Origin of the sequence: Pseudolactococcus raffinolactis NBRC 100932 (assembly GCF_001591765.1) — a bacterium.
Classification (GTDB): Bacteria; Bacillota; Bacilli; order Lactobacillales; family Streptococcaceae; genus Pseudolactococcus; species Pseudolactococcus raffinolactis.
This window is the reverse complement of record NZ_BCVN01000009.1, coordinates 37944-57459: the sequence shown is the minus strand read 5'-3', so window position 1 is coordinate 57459 and position 19516 is coordinate 37944. Positions and strand designations below refer to the sequence as shown.

Here is a 19516-nt window from a genome sequence, read left to right as displayed (position 1 = left end):
AGGGAAGCATACACATGAGACATTTACTCATATATCGTTTGAAACAAACCTTAAGAGATCGCTCAATTCTCTTTTGGACGATTGCCTTTCCCATGATTTTAGGCACATTTTTCTTCATGTCTTTTGGTTTTGGCGACTCGGCTAAGCATGATGAAATCGCAACTGAGATTCCGATTGCCATGGTCGTGCGTGCTCAGTCAGCTCAGACTGAGACACAAAAAGCATTCCTGGCCGAAGTGCAAAAGGAAAAGTTGATTGCGATTAAGTCTTATTCAACAGAAAAGGCAGCCGAGGAAAAATTAGAAGATGGGAAAATCAGTGGATTATTCTATCTTGATCAGGATTTAAGTCTGACTGTCACTAGATCTGACTTGAATGCCAGTATTTTAAAGCTTATCTTAGATAGCTACAATAAAAATGTTGCGATGATTTCCGATATTGCAAAAGAACATCCAGAAAAGCTCCCTGCAGCCATTGCCACAATGTCTGATTTGAAACCTACTGTCAAAGCTGTAGCACCAAATGGTAAAACCACCTCAGGTTTTCTGCAATGTTTCTTTGCGCTGATCGCTTATGCTTGTTTATCTGGCGTCTTTTTAGGGGTTAATAATAGCTTTGAAACCCAAGCTAATCTATCTGCCCTAGGCGCGAGACGGAGTATTTCACCAACGCCTAAACTCACGTTGATTCTAGTTGATTTCATCGTGATTTTGATGGTTGATTTTATCAGTGTTCTGCTGCTCACGCTTTATATCACCAAGGGATTCGGCATTAGTTTGGGAGATAATCTGTTTGGGATTATCGTCACAGTACTCATGGGTTGTGTGATTGGTGTTTCTCTGGGTATTGTGTTAGGTGCTTCAAACAAGGCCTCCATCAATCTGAAAATGGGCTTGACTGTCGCCTTGACCTTGGTGCCGTCATTTTTAGCAGGCCTCATGTTTCAAAATATGGGCATCATTGTCGAAAAATACTGCCCGCTACTTAATCGGATCAATCCCGCAGCCGTTCTCGCAGATGCCTTTTATTGTTTGAGTGTCTACGACAATCCCGCCCGCTATGCTCGTGATATGTGGACCTTAGCCATTATGAGTGTGATCTGCATTGCTATCGCCTTTAGCTTGTTAAGGAGGGAACGCTATGACAGTATTTAAAGGATTTCTACTTTTACTCAAACGAGAATCTAAGTCCGTTAGCCTTTATCTCGTTATCTTTATCGCAATGGCGATTGTCGTACAATTTTCAATGGGGGACAATCAACCAACTGCAGTCTTTAAAAGCTCTGAAACCCGCATTGCCATAGAAGATCAAGATCAGAGTGCACTTTCTAAAAGCTTGGTCAGCTATCTGAAGCAAACACAAAGTGTCAAAAGTGATTTAGATATCAGTACGCCAGATAGGATCCAGGAAAATCTCTATTATAGTAATGTCTATAGTGTCATCAAAATTCCTGAAGGCTTTGAAAAGGCATATTTTGACAAGCAGACGCCCTTAACTTTAATCAACAAACCAGGCTTTGATAGTACCTATGTGACCAATCAAGTCAATAACTTCTTAAAAAGTGTTAAAGTCCTACACGAAAGTGGTGACTCAGTAGCACAAGCTGTGCAAAAAGTTGAGCGCTATGATAATCAAAAATCAAAAGTGACATTGGTCGCTAAAAATAAGAGTGGTGGCGAAATGCCATTTCATAATTATCTCTTTCAGTACCTGCCCTATATTTTGATTTCCATGACAAGCTACTCGCTCGGTATCATCTTAATCATCTACGCAGAACCAGATAAGAAAAGAAGAATGCTTTGCGCCCCAGTTTCCTATCGGTCTATGAATTTGCAGCTCATGTTGGGAGCGGGTATTATTGGAGGCGGACTCTGGTTGCTCTGTGCGATAATCCTTCCGACCCTTCTAAGTGCTAAATCATTTTTGGCAGATCCTAATCTTCCCTATTATTTGGTCAATGTTGCTTTGATGATTTTGGTTTCGTTGGCACTTTCTTACTTGATGAGTAAATTCATCCAAAGGGCTAATATTATTTCCAGCGTCACCAACGTTCTTGGACTAGGGATGAGTTTCCTCTGTGGGGTATTTGTTCCCCTGTCGATGCTAAGTCCATCTATTAAGAAATTTACCCAATTTCTACCGGTTTATTGGTATGAAGAGACAAACGGTTTAATCGGGTATCAGACGACGTTTACTGCTTCACAAAAATTAGACCTCTACAAAGGCTTTGGCATTCAGCTACTGTTTGTCATTGCACTTCTAAGTCTAGGAATGCTCGTTGGTAAGCTAAGAGAGCAGAAAATTTAAATGATACGTCCAACATACAAAATAAAATCCGTAGGGGTTTTATTTTTTTTATGGCGGTCATAATCTTTGATTATGATGGTAACAAATGAAGTATGTTAAAATTAAATTATCTTGATTTAATATGGAAAAAGGAGATTTTTTAAATGAAAACATATCAAAAATTTATTGTATCAACTTTCGTTTTAAGTGCAACGGTGGCCTTAGTAGCATGCGGCAAGTCGACAACGAAGGCGGAAAAAAATGAATCATCTAAAGCGGATAATGTCACGACCATTACCGTGGCAACGGATGCGGATACAAAACCCTTCACTTATTCTGAGAATAATCAAGCAACAGGCTATGATGTAGAAGTGGCGCGTGCCGTTTTCAAGGAACTACCCGAATACAAACTCAAAGTAGAGATTACAGATTTTGACAGTGTTGTCGCAGGCGTTGATTCAGGACGCTATCAGCTTGCGGCGAATGATATCGGTTGGAACAAGGATCGTGCAGAAAAATATTACTTCTCAGCACCCTTGTCTAAATCGAATAATGCCGTTGCGGTCAAATCTGATCTCAAAGTCAAAACCTTGGGCGATTTAGCAGGTAAATCTACAGAAGTACTCCCATCTGCCAATTTCACAACCATTTTATCAAAATACAATGATGCTAACCCAGATAAACAAGTTAAATTAAACTATGTTGATGGTAGCTATCCAACTGCCAGCCGATTAGCGGATGTAGACTCTGGCAAAATCGATTTCCTTTTATACGATGCTATTTCCCTTAAAACGATTATCAAGGACAAGGGTTTAGACACGCTTAAGGTTAATAATATAGAATCAGAATCAACAGATCCTCACGATGGGTTCGAGTATTTCTTATATACGAAAGATGAAAAAGGCAAGGAACTACAAACTAAGGTTGACAAGGTCTTGAAAAAGCTACAATCAAATGGTACACTCAAAGAGTTATCAGAAAAATATTTCGGTGGCGACTTTGTCCCATCAGCTGATGCCTACAAGTAATCTAACTGTCAGCAGAGGTCATCATCATAAGGCCATAACCCTATAGTATAGAAAGTTTTGATACACCATGAAAAAAGCAAGCAAAATAGCCTTGGGGATATTGGCAATCCTTGTATTAGTGATTGTGATGATTAGTGTCACAGTCAAAGGGCAGTACACCTTTACCGACTTTTGGACGATGTTTTTCGACAAGATTTTTAACTGGGAGGCCTTTGTTAGTGCCTTTAAACCCATCATCAGTCGTGTGCCAACGTCATTCATCATCACTTTGATTGCTATGGCAATAGGCCTTGTTTTAGGTTTATTCCTAGCCTTGATCAAACTCAATCGAATTCCCGTCTTGAATCAAATTCGTGCGCTCGCGGTCAGCTTTATCCGCGGCACACCGATTTACGTCCAACTTTTATTGACTTATACAGGGATTCCCTTGATCCTCAAATCAATCAATCTAAATTATGGCACGGCTTATAATATCAACGATATTTCGCCGATGCTTTTTGTCATTTTAACCTTCGCTTTTAATGAAGCAGCTTATAACTCCGAAACGATACGAGCAGCGATTGAGTCTGTTGATGTCGGTCAGATTGAAGCTGCAAAGTCCCTTGGCATGACAAATTTTCAAGTTTTTAAACGCGTGACCTTGCCAGAGGCAGCAACAGTTGCTGTCGCACCACTTGGCAATGCGCTCATGGGCTTGCTCAAAGGCACCTCTCTTGCTTTTGTCGCAGGGGTTATTGAGATGACTGCCGAAGCTAAAATCATCGGTGGCTCTAGCTTCCGTGTCTTCGAAAGCTATCTTGCCGTTGCCTTTGTTTACTGGGCCATTAACCTCGTCTTTGAAAACTTGATTCGCCTTTTGGAGAAAAAATTACAGATTACACCCAAACAGAAAAATAAAAGCCGCTTGATTCAAACTGGTAATCCTTTTGATCACGGCTACGTGGACAATGGTGGAGGAAATGCCGCATGACCATCAAACTATCAAATTTATCGAAAAAATTTGGGGACACAGTCGTCTTGGATGATGTGTCTTTAGAAGTTGCACCAGGAGATGTGATTGCACTGATCGGTGCATCTGGTGCCGGAAAATCGACTTTTTTGCGTTCGATTAACTACCTAGAAGCACCTGACTCAGGCAAGGTTAACATTGATGGCTTACATCTAGATTTTGCAGCGATCAGTAAAGCAGATATTTTGAACCTTCGCCGTAAGACAGCCATGGTCTTTCAGCAGTTCAATCTTTTTGAGCGTCGGACGGCACTTGAAAATGTCATGGAAGGCTTGATCCAGGTTAAAAAACTAGATAAAGTAGCAGCAGCAACACAAGCCGCGCAAGAACTAGCCAAGGTTGGCCTATCAGATCGTATGGATTACTATCCAAAATTTTTATCAGGTGGGCAAAAGCAACGGGTTGGTATCGCGCGAGCACTCGCTATGAAACCAGAGTTATTACTTCTAGATGAGCCAACATCAGCCCTTGATCCAGAGCTAGTCAGTGAAGTACAAGAGTCAATCGTCCAAGCTGCAAAATCAGGGCAAACTATGATTATCGTCAGCCATGAAATGGATTTCGTTTATAACGTAGCGACCAAGGTGATTTTTTTAGAACAGGGGAAAATTATCGAGTCTGGTACACCAGAAGACGTTTTCTATGCGCCAAAACATCCAAGAACGAAAGCCTTTCTCGCGCGTCACACTAAAAATCTCGAAATGGGGAGTTTTCTTTAATGCAAGCTATTTTAGCCATCTATCTTAAATCTTTGTTGATCTCAGCTGTCCTTGTCCTAGTTCTCAGTGGTCTCTATATGTTAGGTACCATTTCCAGAAATTACGATAAGCCCTTAAGCGTCCGTCAAAACAAAATTTTTGACGTGTTGTTGATTGACATCTTGACGATTCCAATCTTGAGTTTCGCAGTTTTGGCTGTTTTGATTATTTTGAAGTCTAGATAAGTGCTAGATATAGAGTATAGCAGTACCTGAGGTAAGTATAACCGTCAAAAGTTAGATAAGAGACATCTAGCATTTGGCGGCTATTTTTAAGGATAAATTACAGTAAAATACAGGGTTTAAAAACAACCTAGAATATTTAATACCATATACTTGCATATTCAACGGGAGAAATATAGAATGTAATTACCATTTATATTCCTGAGATTGTGATCAAGGGCATATTAAAAAAAGTGAGGAAAAAAAATGACTTTATATGATACAGTTGTTATCGGTGCTGGTCCTGGTGGGATGACAGCAGCAATGTACGCAGCACGTAGTGAACTGAAAGTATTATTACTTGAACGTGGCGCACCTGGTGGCCAAATGAATAATACTGCTGAAATCGAAAACTACCCAGGCTATGAAACGATCATGGGACCTGATTTGTCGATGAAAATGCATGAACCGCTTGAAGGACTCGGTGTTGAAAATGCCTATGGCATCGTCCAAAATGTTACCGTCAATGCTGATGGTATCAAACAAGTCATCACTGAAGATGAGGTCTTTGAAGCGAAAACTGTGATTATCGCAACAGGCGCGCAACATCGTCATCTTAATGTCCCTGGTGAAGAAGAGTACGGTGCGCGTGGCGTATCTTACTGTGCGGTTTGTGACGGTGCTTTCTTCCGTAACCAAGATATCTTGGTTGTCGGTGGTGGCGACTCTGCCGTAGAAGAAGCAATTTTCCTAACTCGTTTTGGTAGCTCCGTGACCATTTTACACCGTCGTGATGAACTTCGAGCTCAAAAAATCATCCAAGAACGTGCTTACTCAAATGAAAAGATTTCATTCATCTGGGATTCAGCGGTTGAAGAAGTTTTGGGCAATGACATGAAGATTACAGGCGTTCGGATTAAAAATCTTAAGACGGGTGAAATCAGTGAAAAAGAATTCGGTGGCTTGTTTGTCTATATCGGTATTGATCCGATGACAGATACAGTGAAAGATTTAGGAATCACGGATGAAATTGGCTGGATTATCACTGATCAAGGCATGCAGACTAAAGTACCTGGTATTTTCGCAGTCGGAGATGTCCGCCAAAAAGACCTACGCCAGATCACGACAGCTGTCGGAGAAGGTGCACTTGCAGGTCAAGGCGTTTACAAATATATCACAGATAATGCTTGATAAATGAAGAAGAATCGAAAGGTTCTTTTTTTATTTTGAGCAATGTCATGATTTTTATGTTATAATGAAAATGTGATGGCTATTTCTAGCATCAGGATCTTAAAGGATGCTACTCATCCGACCTGATTAAGACAGAAATAACCAAATGTTGGATGTAGAAAGTCGGAGAAGATGATAAAAGTTATTTATGATATTTTAATTGCAGTCTTACTTATATTGTCAGCAGTTTTGATTGTGTCAATTATGATTCAACCCTCTAAACAAGACAGCGCTGCAAGTGCCTTTACAGGTGGTGGCGATGAATTATTTGAACGCCGTAAAGCTCGAGGTTTTGAAGCCGTGATGCAACGTTTTACTGGTGTGATGATTGGACTTTGGTTGCTTGTTGGTTTTGCACTAGTTGTTTTATCTACCAGATAATGATGGGAATCTCAAAACTTTGTGCTTGATGGCCGTTTAACGAGACTGGATAGAGAAAGCGGTAATTGCTTAACCTATCACGCCATTGTCAAAAACAATCTGAGCAGCGAGTAATAGGTGACCCTAAAGAAAGGCTGGGATAAAATCTCGGCTTTTTGTGTTATCACAACGAAATAATATGAGTTTCAAACTCTAAAAAATAGAAAGAATATATGAAATTAAGTAAAAAAGTAACTGATTTTTTGGCTCAGATGCCTTCAAAATCAATCTCGCCAAAAATGTTAGCAAACAATCTTGGATTAGCTGATGATGCTGGCGATTATAAGCATTTGCTCAAAACAATTGCCCAATTAGAAGAAAGTAAAGCCATCGAAGTGACAGCTGCGGGCAATATTGCCCTACCACAGCCAGAAGCAGAAGTTCTAGAAGGAACTTTCTCTGCCAATCCGCGTGGTTTTGGTTTCGTCAGAATCGGTGAAAATGAACCGGACGTCTTTGTGAAACGTGGCAACACGAAATTTGCCATGAACGAAGATGTTGTAGAAGTTAAAATCACGTCACCAGCTAATCCACTTAAAGGCAATGAAGCCGAAGGTAAAGTCGTGGCTATTAAGTCTCGCGCTGTGACAAGCATAGTCGGTGAGTTTTACGCTTTTGACGAGGAAGAGAAAAAAAATAGCGGCTCGCTCTTAGGTTACGTTGTCAATAAAAACAAGAAAATTCCGTTTAGAACCAACATTTCTAAAAAAGGCTTGCACCCAGAAGTCGGGGATATTGTTCGTGTGGATATTACCCACTATCCTGACCGTGACTTTCCAGAGGTGCTCCAAGGCTTAGTTACTGAGATTATTGGTAAAGCAACGGATACAGGGATTGACGTTTTAGAAGTTTTGGAATCGCTCGGTATTCCATCACCATTCCCAGAAGACGTGATTGCTGAAGCTAATGCTGTTCCAGATGAAATCGAAGAAAAAGATATCATCGATCGTGTTGACTATCGTGATGAAATTACTTTCACCATCGATGGCGCAGATGCGAAAGACTTGGATGATGCCGTTCATATCAAAGCGCTTGATAATGGCAACATTGAGCTGGGTGTGCATATCGCCGACGTCAGCTACTATGTGACTGAAGGTTCTGCCCTTGACCGAGAAGCCCTCAACCGTGGGACATCGACTTACGTCACAGACCGTGTCGTACCAATGTTACCTGAACGCTTGTCAAATGGTATCTGTTCACTGAATCCACGTGTGAATCGCTTCACGCAGTCATGTGTCATGGAAATTAACCCTGACGGCCATGTTGTTAATTACAAAATTTCTCAGTCTGTCATTAAAACAACGGAACGTATGACCTATTCTGATGTCAACGAAATGCTTGCTGGCAATCAAGAATTTTTGGAAAAATTTGCGGCGATTGCTGAATCAGTAGAACAAATGGCCAAACTCCATGCCATTTTACTCGGCATGCGTGCCCGTCGTGGGTCAATCGACTTTGAAACGCAAGAAGCGAAAATTATCGTCGACAAACTTGGTAAACCAATCGAGATTCAAGTTCGCAAACGCGGAACAGCTGAGATGATGATCGAGTCCTTCATGCTGATTGCCAATGAAACGGTCGCGCGTAGCTTTGCGACTCGTGAATTGCCATTTATCTACCGGGTGCATGAGCATCCAAAAGCTGACAAATTAACCCGTTTTATTGATTTTGCATCAGTCTTTGGTATTCCTTTGAAAGGGACACCTGAAAAAATGCAGTCAAAAGACTTGCAAGATTTCATGCTTCAAATCAAAGGTCAACCTGGTGAAATTGTGCTCTCTACCATGCTTTTGCGCTCAATGCAACAAGCACGTTATGATGAGGATAACCTTGGTCACTTCGGTCTAGCTGCGGAGTACTACACGCATTTCACATCACCGATTCGCCGTTACCCAGATTTACTGGTGCATCGCTTGATCCGTGCTGAAAGCCATCCGACGACTGAAGTCATCGAGCATTTCGAAGAAATTATCCCTGAAGTGGCTAAGCTCACATCGTCTCGTGAACGCCGCGCCATCGATGCGGAACGTGCCGTTGAAGCTATGAAAAAAGCAGAGTACATGGAAAGTTATGTGGGTACCGAGTACGACGTGACGATTTCATCTGTGACACGCTTTGGTTTCTTCGTGTCGCTTCCGAACACCATTGAAGGCTTGGTCCACATGTCGACGCTGGGTGATGATTTCTACAACTTTAACGAGCGCGATCTGACCCTCAAAGGCGAGCGCACGGGCAAAGTGTTCCGCATGGGACAGCCTGTTAAAGTCAAGTTGGTGAAAGCGGATAAAATCACCGGTGATATTGACTTTGAACATGTCGACAGCGATTTAGACGTCGTTGAAGCTGTTGAGAAACGTAGTAGAGAGAGCCGGGGCGGACGTGATTCACGTGATAAACGCCCTGACTGGAAGAAAAATAAAGATAAAGACAAGAAACCTTTTCATAAAAAAGGCGGCAAACCTGCTAGAAAAAAATAGGAGGACGTTTGTAAATGGCAAAAGATAAAGTCAAAGATAATGTTGTCGCCCAAAATAAAAAGGCGCATTATGACTATGAGATTACTGAAACATTTGAGGCGGGCATTGTCCTGACTGGCACAGAAATCAAGTCAGTCAGACAGGCACGTATCAATATCAGAGATGGATTTGCGCGGGTGCGAAATGGTGAAGTTTGGCTCAGTAACGTCCATATCTCTCCTTTCGATGAAGGTAATATCTGGAATGTTGATCCGACTCGGAGTCGTAAACTTTTATTGCATAAAAAACAAATCGCAAAAATTGAAGCTGAAATTTCACAGGCTGGCATGAGTTTTGTTCCCTTACGTGTCTACATCAAAGATGGTTTTGCTAAAGTCCTCATGGGTCTTGCCAAAGGTAAGAAAAATTACGACAAACGTGAAACGATCAAACGTAAAGAACAAAATCGTGACATCGCCAAACAACTGAAAGCCTTTAACCGTTGAGCAATCAACGGTTTTTTTGATATCAAAAAAATATTGTATAAGACAAGTGAAAAATTTACCAGTATAGGACCCATAAGATGAATTGACTAATTGCCTTTTATTATACAAACATATGAGTTTCAATCGTCGCTTATGAGATACACGTTTTTTTATAACTTAAAATATCTTGAAATTCTCCTCTAGTCTATAATTTTCAATACGTTCCTTTTTTTATATTTATTGTGTTAAAAAAAGAAGGAACATATAGGATAATATTATCCTATAATAGGTTGTATTACTTATTTTAAAAAAACTAAAGAAAAATAAGATTAGGGATAAATGAAAACATGAGGATATCGGTATTTGGCTTAGGCTATGTTGGCCTAGCAAATTCATTATTATTAGGGCAGCATGATGAGGTGGTAGGCTATGATACTGATAGTCATAAAATATCATTATTACAGCAAGGATGCTCACCTTTAGTAGATGATCACATCGAGTCATTTATTAAAGAGAAACGTTCAAATGTGAGCTATACTAGTGACTTTGAGCAGGCAGTCTTACACGGTGAGTACTTGGTGATTGCAACGCCGACAGATTATGATGAGTCAACAGACTATTTTGATACATCATCTATTGAAGAAGTGATTGGGAAGGCAATTCGAATCAAGCCTGATGCGAAGTTCATTATCAAATCTACGATCCCGATTGGCTATGTGGCTTCATTAAAAAAAATGTTCCCAAATGTTCAAACCATCATCTTTTGTCCTGAATTTTTGAGAGAAGGAACAGCGCTATATGATAATCTTTATCCGTCTAGAATTATCATTGGGGATACGACTGACGTAGCTAAAGAAATCGGTGCATTATTTTTGCGAAATGTGTGGGATGAAGAAGTAACAGTGTTATATACTGGTGAGACAGAAGCGGAGGCTATTAAGTTATTTGCTAATACTTACTTAGCACTTCGTGTCGCATATTTTAACGAATTGGATACTTTTGCTCAAATCAATGGACTTGAATCTAAGGAAATTATTGAAGGAATGGGATTAGATGGGCGCATTGGTTCCCACTATAACAACCCAAGTTTTGGTTATGGTGGTTATTGCTTGCCTAAAGATACCAAACAGTTAAAACAAAATTATCGTCAAGTCCCAGAGAGATTAATTTCAGCGATTGTTGCGTCAAATGATGTTCGAAAAGATTTTGTAGCCGATAAGATTATGGCGAAAAATCCTAAAACAGTCGGGATTTATCGTTTAACGATGAAGCATGGTAGCGATAATTTTAGATCTAGTGCGATTCAAGATGTCATGGCGAGACTAAAATCTAAGGGTGTTGAAATAGTTATTTACGAACCAACTTTGAATACCGCACATTTTAATGAGAATAAAATTGTACATAGTTTAGAAGATTTTAAAAAAGTGGCAGAGATTATTGTCGCAAATCGCTGGGATGAATGTCTGCGCGATGTCGCAGATAAAGTGCACACGAATGATGTATTTGTAAGAGATTAATGGAGATAAGAAGATGAAGAAATTAGTCATGATTCCACTGGAATTCCTATTGGTTATAGCATTATTTAGCTTACCTGTTTTTATTCTTGGACGCAGTACTTATTTGGAGTTGCGGCATTTTTTACATCAAGATATTATTGAATTTATCTTATCAGGGAAATTACCCTTATTAGTAACGGTTTTAGTTATATTGATCAGTTTAATTGTACATTTTAGTTTTAAGCCGGATTTAAGGCGTATTGCTAAATCCCGTCTCTGTCATTTCCATAAGCGAAAATATAAATTAGGATATTGGGGTACTACTGTATCAAATAGTAAAAAACATGATTATTTTCATCGTCATGGTTTTGTTTTGTTTTTCTTGTTTGTACTAACGTTTTCTCTCATTTCTGCTTATATCTATCATCGTGTTTCTATTTCTAGTAGACATGCTCTAGTTAACATTATTCCTTTCTTTCTACTTTGTGGTGGTTTAGCTGTTTTTCATTTTTTAATTTCCCTGTTCTACACACCTTATGTTTTAGAAAAGGAAAGTAGAATAAAACGAAAAGTTCATGCTTTAATTCCAGCATATAATGAACCAGTTGAAAATTTAGAAAAGACTTTTGAGTCGCTTTTGCACCAAGAAACTTTACCAACTTCGATTATTTTGGTCAATGATGGTAGTACGTTATTTAACTACAATCAATTATCAAATCGATTTGAAGAGATTTTTAATCAAAAAGGTATTTTCTTTAAATTAATAAATCAAGAAAACAAAGGTAAGCGCGCTGCTTTAGTAAAAGCATACGATGCTTTAGGACTCAAAGAAAGTCCAGAAAATATTATTTTTACGATTGATTCGGATACAACTCTGGATAAAAAAGCTATTTCTGAAGGAATTATTCCTTTTCAAGATGAACAGGTTTACTCTGTCGCAGGTGTTATTGCTAGTAGAAACATGAATGATAATCTCATGACAGGTATCATGGAATTAATACTTGTAGGTCATCAACAATTAATAGAGCGTGCTACGGCTAGTTTTTTTGGTAGCGTTCCTGTAAAAAATGGACCAATTGCTTTTTATCGTATGGAAGTCTTTGATCTTGCTAAAGAGATGAAATTTACGAGTGAAACTTTCAGAGGACAACGAATTGAGTTTTCTGATGACAGTTTTTTAACTGCTTGTGGTTTAATGTTAGGGCGCTGTGTTGCACAATTTTCATCAGTTGGCTATACAGACTTTCCAAATAAATTTAGTCATTTATTGAGACAGCAACTTCGTTGGATGCGAGGAAGTTTTATTCGAGGATTTTGGAGAATTGCATTTTTTAACGTGACAAGTTTTGTTTTCTGGCGCCAACTTTTGACATGGTTGACATTTGCGATTACCACTGTTTTGAGTATGCAAATTATTGTTTTTTTCGTAACGCAAGGCACATTTTTGACATTATTATTTATGCTAATCATTCCTTTGATACTCAATATGTTGCTTTCACTTTCATATTTTGCAATTCATCGAGAAGGTATGCAAATTAAGCAGAAATTTAAAATTTTTGCACTTTTTCCATTAGCGATGGTTTGGAATTTTTTCGTTTTAAGAACAATTCGTCTGATTGGGTATTTGACTCACAAACAGACAGGATGGGGAACGCGAGAAAAAGTTGAACTATAAGGTTTTAAATTAGAATGTGCTAACAAAAGCCATTATATATCTTCAGTTTTTCCGTATTTGCATCACTATTTGATGAGTTAAATCATTTGATTATATGTTCGGCATAGTTTTTATAAAAACGATGATAGAATAAGTCTCATCTATCTAAATAAAAGAAATTTTTAAAGGATAACTTGCTTGCGCAAGTTATTTTTCTGTCATTAGATACAGTGAATTGACAAAATATTTTGACACAAAATGTAAAATAGTATTTACATTTTATCGAAAGTCGGCTATACTAAAATAGTTACAAAAATAAAAAATATTTTAAGTAATACCACTAGAAGCAAAACGATAATGTTATTGACTTCTTTAGTAGTCAGCTTGAAGTTTTATATATAAAGGGGGAAGATATGCTCGCCATCAACAAGAAACGGAGAATACCGATGATTGTGTGGGTTGGTCTGTTTCTGATGCTGATCGTGCTATCTGTGATCGTGTCGGTTAGTAATGGGCAAGCTGAGATTTCATTTTGGGATGTTGGTCGAATTTTAGTCAACAAATTCAGTCATGGCACCATTAGCACCATTAAAGATCTACCAGTCTCATCTGTCAACATTATCTGGTTTATCCGGATGCCAAGGATTTTACTAGCGATTTTTGTCGGTTTGGGTTTGGCCTTGTGTGGCACAGTCATGCAAGCAGTCGTCCAGAACCCACTTGCTGATCCCTATATCCTTGGGATTTCATCAGGTTCTTCTTTAGGGACAACCTTTGCTATTTTGATTGGCTTTGGGTCAGGCTCAGTCTTGTCTCAGTTTGGCGTTGGCCTGGGGGCTTTTGTTGGCGCCATGCTTGCGACCTTATCAGTTTTGATGCTATCCAATATTGGTGGTCGGATGACCAGTGTCAAGCTGATTTTATCAGGTTCAGTCATTAGCAGTCTATTTGGCTCGATCTCGAACTTAATTGTCTATCTAGCGGGTAACTCTGAAGGCATCAAAACGATTCAGTTTTGGCTGATGGGAAGCTTGGCATCAGCCTCATGGTCTAAGTTGGGCATGGTGATTGCGCCGGTTTTACTGGTTTTGGCTTTCTTCTTGACCCAGTCAAGAATCTTAAATGTCATGCTTTTGGGAGATGAGGCAGCGATTACACTAGGCGTGTCACTCGGCAAATACCGCCGGGTCTATATGGCTATGACCTCGCTGATAACAGGACTCATCGTCGCAAATTCAGGCATGATCGGTTTTGTCGGCCTCATCGTGCCACATATTGTTCGTGGCTTGTTTGGCAGTGACCACAAGGTGACGCTACCGTTAACAGCCGTTTGTGGTGCCTTATTTATGATTTGGGCGGATTTAATTTCTCGGATTTTGATCCATAATGTGGAGCTACCGATTGGGATTATCACAGCCATGATTGGTGCACCTTTATTTATCTACATTATCATCAAAAAAGGGTACAGTTTTGGGGGCTAAAGATGAAATTATCCATTCGAAATCTTGAGATAGAAGTGGCACATCAGTCGATTGTGCGCCAGGTTTCTCTCGAGGTACCAGATCAAAAAACAGTCGGTCTCATTGGTGCCAATGGGTCAGGCAAATCGACATTGTTAAGAAGCATTTACAAGAGTATCGCCCCAACACAAGGGACGATTTATATCGATGACATCGATGTTTTGAACTCGCCTAATAAAAAGGTAGCCAAACATCTTGGCGTCGTCGGCCAGTTTAATGAACTGAATTTTGACTTGACGGTTGAGCAGATGGTTCTCTTAGGGCGAACACCCCATAAGAAGATGATGGAAGCAGCTAATCTCTATGATCACCAACGCGTTCAGGAAGCACTCTTAAGAACGAATCTGATGAACTACAAAGACAGGAGTTACATCTCCTTGTCTGGTGGGGAAAAGCAGCGGGTGATCCTAGCCAGAACCATTGCCCAAGAGCCTCAGGTCATGATCTTGGATGAGCCGACCAACCATCTGGATATACGCTATCAGTTGGAGATTTTGACGGCGGTTAAGGATCTCAATATCACGACCTTTGTTGCCCTGCATGATTTGGAGCTGACGGCGTGCTATTGTGATTATATCTATGCCCTGAAAAATGGGGAAGTTATCGCGCAAGGGACGCCTGAGGTAGTCTTGACAGAGGCGTTAATCGCTGAGATTTACCAGGTCAAGTGTCAAATTTATGAAAATCCGATTACGCATCAACTGGGGTTTCATTATTCAATATAATATAAATGTATAAAGGACTAAAGGAAAGAAAATGAAAAAAATTATAACAGCAGCCGTTTTAGGGCTATCTGCTTTGACACTAGCAGCTTGTGGTCAGAAGGCTGCAGAAAAGTCAACAACATCATCAAGTCAATCAGATCAAACGACTTATCCGCTAAGGATTAAGAATTACAAAAAAAGCGTCGGCAGTGATTCCAAAGCGGATCCGACATGGCCTGAAAGCACGCAAACTTTTACGCACGCACCTAAAAAAGTACTAGCCAACACCCGTCCGATGGCTGAACTTTTACTCCATCTCGGACTTGAAAAATCAATCGCTGGTGTAGGCGCTGTCTTTGGCGAAAAAGATGAAAGTGTTGAAGCCGAATTTGACAAACTTAAAAGTCTAGGCGATAACTATATTCCGCAGGAAACAGCTTTATCTGTCAACCCTGACATGGTCTTTGGTCGTGGTGGCTTGTTTGAAAAATCTGAGTGGGGCGTTGGGACAGTTGAGTCATTAAATGAGATGAACATTCCGACCTATATCATGAAGACTTCTATCAAAGGTGGGACATTTGACTCCATTTATGGGGACATTGACAACCTGGGTAAGATTTTTGATGTGAAATCTGCTGCCGATAAATTTAAAGGGGAGTTAAAAGCACGTGAAGCAGCGCTGAAAGACAGTCTGAAAGATGTCAAGAAAACGCAGACTTTTGCTTATATCCATTCCAATGACCCTGCGGATATCAGTGGCTATTCATTAACTGGCGATACTTTTTCAGTGAGTTTGTTCAACATGTTGAAATTAAAACAAGCCTACGATGCACCAACAGGAACAGTCAGTATCGAAAAGATCATCGAATCTGATCCAGATATCATCATCATTCCAAAATGGGATGACACCAATAACGCTGAAAAAACGGTTAAAGGCCTCTACAACAGCGATAAGGTATCAAATTTAAAAGCGATTAAAAACAAAAAAGTTTACATCTTGAACTATAATTATATGTTTGGCTATGGTTACCAATCTCTTGCTGGATTTGAAGATTTTGCCAAAGTCGTATATCCTGATCTTACCAAAAAATAGACGAGGTAATCTAATGATAGAAACAATTTATGATGTGGTGATTGTAGGCGGTGGACCATCTGGTCTTTATAGTAGTTTTTCGTGTGGTATCCGTGGCTTAAAAGTTAAGCTACTTGAAGCGCGCGCAACACTCGGGGGCAGAATTCCCTTATACCAGGAGAATATTATCTGGGACTTAGGGGGTGCACAAGGCAAGCTAGCTAGTGATATCGCAAATAATCTATTAGATGCTGCCCAGCAATTCTCACCAGATATTGTCTACAACCAACAAGTTAAGACTATCAAAAAAGAAGCGACCGGCTTTACCTTAACAAGTCAAGATGGTCAAAACCATCGAGCAAAAACAGTCATCTTAGCTTCAGCTTTAGGAATCATTCAACCTAGAAAACTGAAAATACCAGATGCCTATGAGAACTTACATTACCCAGTGAGCGAAGTTATCAACTTCAAGGCTTACACAAATCAAACCGTCCTCCTCTATGGGAATCCCGAGAGTCTATCTAGCTATGCGCTTTTGCTCCAACAAGTCGCTAAAGCGGTGATTTTAGTCACGAAAAAAACAGACTTTCCAAATGCCGAAAAGTTTTCGGAAAATGTGACTGCCTTGACGCAAGTTGAAATCAGTGATTTTGCATCGGAAGGTGACCTCATCTCTGCCGTTACTATATCCGATGGCCAAGTCATCCCAGTTTCTCAAGTCTTGATCCATCTAGGTATGAAGCGAGAAGGCAATACAATCACGTTTGAGAACTTCGACTTAGCAACAGTTGAGCAGCACGGACATGATTTCATTCAAAATGATACAAATACGACAACAAGTACTGAAGGGCTATATGTTGTCGGTGATTTAGGGAGCTATCCTGACAAGAACTATATGTTAGCAGCGTGTATGGCAGAAGGATCAAATGCAGCTGGTCAAGTTGCCCGCTATTTGGATGAGTCGGCAGAGGCAAACCTCATCGTTTCAACGCATAACGAAGTTTTTAAAACAAAGAATCAAGCCTTGGTCTCGCAATACTTCTCTTAAACCTAAAGGACGCCTATGAAGCGTCCTTTTACCATTCTTTTACATGTTTTTTACAAAAAATCGTCGTAACTTTTACACAAGATTTGGCAGTTCAGCGGTATAATTATTTTTGTAAGGCAATGGTGCCTACGACAAATAAAGAAATGACAAACACTAAAAAGAAAAAATCGCTAGCCTAAGCCAATCCAAGTTTAGGTGATGAGTCTTCTGATCTTAGTGGGTGTTAGATATGTAAAGGGAAAAAATTATGAAAAAATCAGTTTTGATCGCAGCAGCAGCCGTATCACTTTTTGCACTCGCAGCTTGCGGACAAAAATCATCAGGCACAACATCTTCTTCATCATCAACAGCTAAGTCTGAAAAAATTACGGTCGCAGGCTCAACTGCTTTGCAACCGTTGGTCGAAGCTAACGTTGAGAGCTTTACACAAGAAAACACAAACTTGCAAATCACTGTTCAAGGTGGTGGTTCAGGTCTTGGTTTGTCACAAGTGTCAAGCGGCGCGATTCAGATTGGGAATTCTGACCTCTTCGCAGAAGAAAAAGATGCGAGCTTAGCAGAAAAAGTTAAAGATCATAAAGTAGCAGTTGTTGGTTTTGCACCGATTGTTAATAAAGATATAAAAGTTGATGGTTTGACATCAGCACAATTGAAAGACATCTTCTCAGGTAAAGTAACCAACTGGAAAGAAGTCGGCGGACAAGATCAAGCCATCACAGTAATCAACCGTGCAGAAGGTTCAGGCACACGTTTCAACTTCGAAAAATATGGTCTTGACAATACAAAAGTTGTCAAAGCAAGCGAACAAGATTCATCAGGTGCAGTTGTTCAAATGGTTTCTCAAACACCAGGTGCGATCAGCTATGTTGCCTTCTCAAACATTAAAGACACCATTAAAGCACTTGAACTCGACGGTGTGAAACCAACTGAGAAAAATGTTGCGAAAAATGACTGGAAAATCTGGTCTTACGAACATATGTATACAGAAAAAGGCAACACAACAGACGGTCAAGAAAAATTCATCACTGCTGTGACTAAAAATAAAACACTCCTTGAAAAATTAGGCTACCTCTCTATCGAAGATATGAAAGTAACTCGCGATCAAGACGGTAAAATCAAATAATTCTAATTCACTCAAGCTTCAAATCGTTCATGCGTCAAATTAACAACTTATCAACGAAGCAAGTTTGACCTATCAAATTTGCGGGTACATAGCATAACTCCCAAAAGTTTTTACACAAAATTTACATTTATCCGTGGCATAAATGTTAAAATAGAAGTATTGAACGATTTGGAGGAGTTATGAGGAAAAAGATAGTACTTTTGGCCTCAGCCTTGGTAGTCCTTGCGACATTATCAGGTTGTGCCAAGTGGATAGACAAAGGTGAATCAATAACGGCTGTAGGATCTAGTGCCTTACAGCCTTTAGTTGAGTCTGCAGCTGAAACATTTGCCCAAGAAAATCCTGGAAAATTTATCAATGTCCAGGGTGGTGGCTCAGGAACTGGCTTGTCACAAGTTCAGTCTGGCGCTGTTCAAATTGGGAATTCGGATTTATTCGCTGAAGAAAAAGATGGGATTGATGCTAAAAAATTAGTCGATCATCGTGTTGCAGTCGTAGGGATTGCACCGATTGTCAACAATAAAGTAGGCATCAAGGCGCTCACAACTGATCAGCTACGTCAAATTTTCACTGGTGAAATCACCAACTGGAAAGATGTCGGTGGCAAGGATTTAAAAATTGTCTTGATCAACAGAGCTGCTGGATCTGGGACTCGTTCAACATTTGAACGTTGGATTATGGATGGCAAGCAAGCCAAAAATTCTCAAGAGCAAGATTCATCTGGTATGGTCAAATCAATCGTTGCCCAAACACCTGGTGCCATTAGCTACCTAGCTTTTTCAAATATCGATACATCAGTGACGAAAGTCTCACTCGATGGATATGACCCGACAACGGCCAATGTTGCTGATAACCATTGGCCGATTTGGGCGTATGAGCACATGTATACCAAAGGGCAACCTAATAGCCTGACAAAATCATTTTTAGATTACGTCTTGTCTGATGCAGTTCAAGATAGTCTTGTTCAAAAGATGGGGTATATTTCTGTTAATCAGATGAACGTTGAACGTGATGCCGATGGTCGTGTCACGACAAAATAACACTGCAAAACACTAAATGAGACGAT

Annotated in this window: 18 protein-coding genes; all 18 read left to right on the top strand. The window is 39.9% G+C overall.

Annotated features, from left to right (window positions below; genetic code table 11):
• Positions 1–14: 14 nt before the first annotated feature.
• The 18 genes from LRA01S_RS04685 (at position 15) to LRA01S_RS04600 (ending at position 19490) form a co-directional block, all read left to right on the top strand.
• Positions 15–1154 carry an ABC transporter permease gene (locus LRA01S_RS04685; RefSeq protein ID WP_061774462.1) on the top strand — a complete coding sequence of 380 codons (1140 nt, stop codon included), beginning with the start codon at positions 15–17 and terminating at the stop codon, positions 1152–1154.
• Positions 1141–2307, top strand: a complete 1167-nt coding sequence (locus LRA01S_RS04680) for an ABC transporter permease (RefSeq protein ID WP_061774461.1) — start codon at positions 1141–1143, stop codon at positions 2305–2307. Before LRA01S_RS04685 ends, LRA01S_RS04680 begins: the two co-directional genes overlap by 14 nt.
• A gap of 143 nt (positions 2308–2450) precedes the next feature.
• Positions 2451–3314: a transporter substrate-binding domain-containing protein gene (locus LRA01S_RS04675; RefSeq protein WP_061774460.1), complete on the top strand. Its 864-nt coding sequence runs from the start codon at positions 2451–2453 to the stop codon at positions 3312–3314.
• Between the two features lie 127 nt (positions 3315–3441).
• Positions 3442–4284, top strand: coding sequence for an amino acid ABC transporter permease (locus LRA01S_RS04670; protein WP_239519177.1), 843 nt, complete (start codon positions 3442–3444; stop codon positions 4282–4284).
• Positions 4281–5042, top strand: a complete 762-nt coding sequence (locus LRA01S_RS04665; protein ID WP_061774458.1) for an amino acid ABC transporter ATP-binding protein — start codon at positions 4281–4283, stop codon at positions 5040–5042. Before LRA01S_RS04670 ends, LRA01S_RS04665 begins: the two co-directional genes overlap by 4 nt.
• Positions 5042–5266: a DUF4059 family protein gene (locus LRA01S_RS04660; protein WP_061774457.1), complete on the top strand. Its 225-nt coding sequence runs from the start codon at positions 5042–5044 to the stop codon at positions 5264–5266. The genes LRA01S_RS04665 and LRA01S_RS04660 overlap by 1 nt, the downstream gene beginning before the upstream one ends.
• A gap of 243 nt (positions 5267–5509) precedes the next feature.
• Positions 5510–6433: a thioredoxin-disulfide reductase gene (gene trxB / locus LRA01S_RS04655; protein ID WP_061774456.1), complete on the top strand. Its 924-nt coding sequence runs from the start codon at positions 5510–5512 to the stop codon at positions 6431–6433.
• A 183-nt stretch (positions 6434–6616) separates the two neighbouring features.
• Entirely contained in the window at positions 6617–6853 is a 237-nt protein-coding gene (gene secG, locus LRA01S_RS04650) for a preprotein translocase subunit SecG (protein ID WP_031365773.1), read from the top strand.
• A 212-nt stretch (positions 6854–7065) separates the two neighbouring features.
• Complete coding sequence (gene rnr, locus LRA01S_RS04645; protein ID WP_061774455.1) at positions 7066–9369, top strand: ribonuclease R; 2304 nt, start codon at positions 7066–7068, stop codon at positions 9367–9369.
• 14 nt (positions 9370–9383) lie between these two features.
• The gene (gene smpB / locus LRA01S_RS04640) at positions 9384–9854 is read left to right on the top strand and encodes an SsrA-binding protein SmpB (RefSeq protein ID WP_061774454.1); all 471 of its coding nucleotides are present in this window, start codon (positions 9384–9386) and stop codon (positions 9852–9854) included.
• 326 nt (positions 9855–10180) lie between these two features.
• Positions 10181–11350, top strand: coding sequence for a nucleotide sugar dehydrogenase (locus tag LRA01S_RS04635; protein ID WP_061774453.1), 1170 nt, complete (start codon positions 10181–10183; stop codon positions 11348–11350).
• Positions 11351–11363: 13 nt separating this feature from the next.
• Entirely contained in the window at positions 11364–13004 is a 1641-nt protein-coding gene (locus tag LRA01S_RS04630) for a glycosyltransferase (protein ID WP_061774452.1), read from the top strand.
• 392 nt (positions 13005–13396) lie between these two features.
• Positions 13397–14464 (top strand): FecCD family ABC transporter permease, encoded by a 1068-nt coding sequence (locus LRA01S_RS04625; protein ID WP_061774451.1) that lies wholly within the window; start codon positions 13397–13399, stop codon positions 14462–14464.
• Between the two features lie 2 nt (positions 14465–14466).
• The gene (locus tag LRA01S_RS04620; RefSeq protein WP_061774450.1) at positions 14467–15228 is read left to right on the top strand and encodes an ABC transporter ATP-binding protein; all 762 of its coding nucleotides are present in this window, start codon (positions 14467–14469) and stop codon (positions 15226–15228) included.
• A 31-nt stretch (positions 15229–15259) separates the two neighbouring features.
• Positions 15260–16300: an ABC transporter substrate-binding protein gene (locus LRA01S_RS04615; protein ID WP_061774449.1), complete on the top strand. Its 1041-nt coding sequence runs from the start codon at positions 15260–15262 to the stop codon at positions 16298–16300.
• A gap of 13 nt (positions 16301–16313) precedes the next feature.
• On the top strand, positions 16314–17327 hold the full coding sequence (locus LRA01S_RS04610; protein ID WP_061774448.1) for an NAD(P)/FAD-dependent oxidoreductase: 1014 nt from the start codon (positions 16314–16316) through the stop codon (positions 17325–17327).
• Between the two features lie 247 nt (positions 17328–17574).
• The gene (locus tag LRA01S_RS04605; protein ID WP_061774447.1) at positions 17575–18450 is read left to right on the top strand and encodes a phosphate ABC transporter substrate-binding protein; all 876 of its coding nucleotides are present in this window, start codon (positions 17575–17577) and stop codon (positions 18448–18450) included.
• Between the two features lie 179 nt (positions 18451–18629).
• Positions 18630–19490 carry a phosphate ABC transporter substrate-binding protein PstS gene (locus tag LRA01S_RS04600; protein ID WP_061774446.1) on the top strand — a complete coding sequence of 287 codons (861 nt, stop codon included), beginning with the start codon at positions 18630–18632 and terminating at the stop codon, positions 19488–19490.
• The last annotated feature ends 26 nt before the right edge of the window (positions 19491–19516 follow it).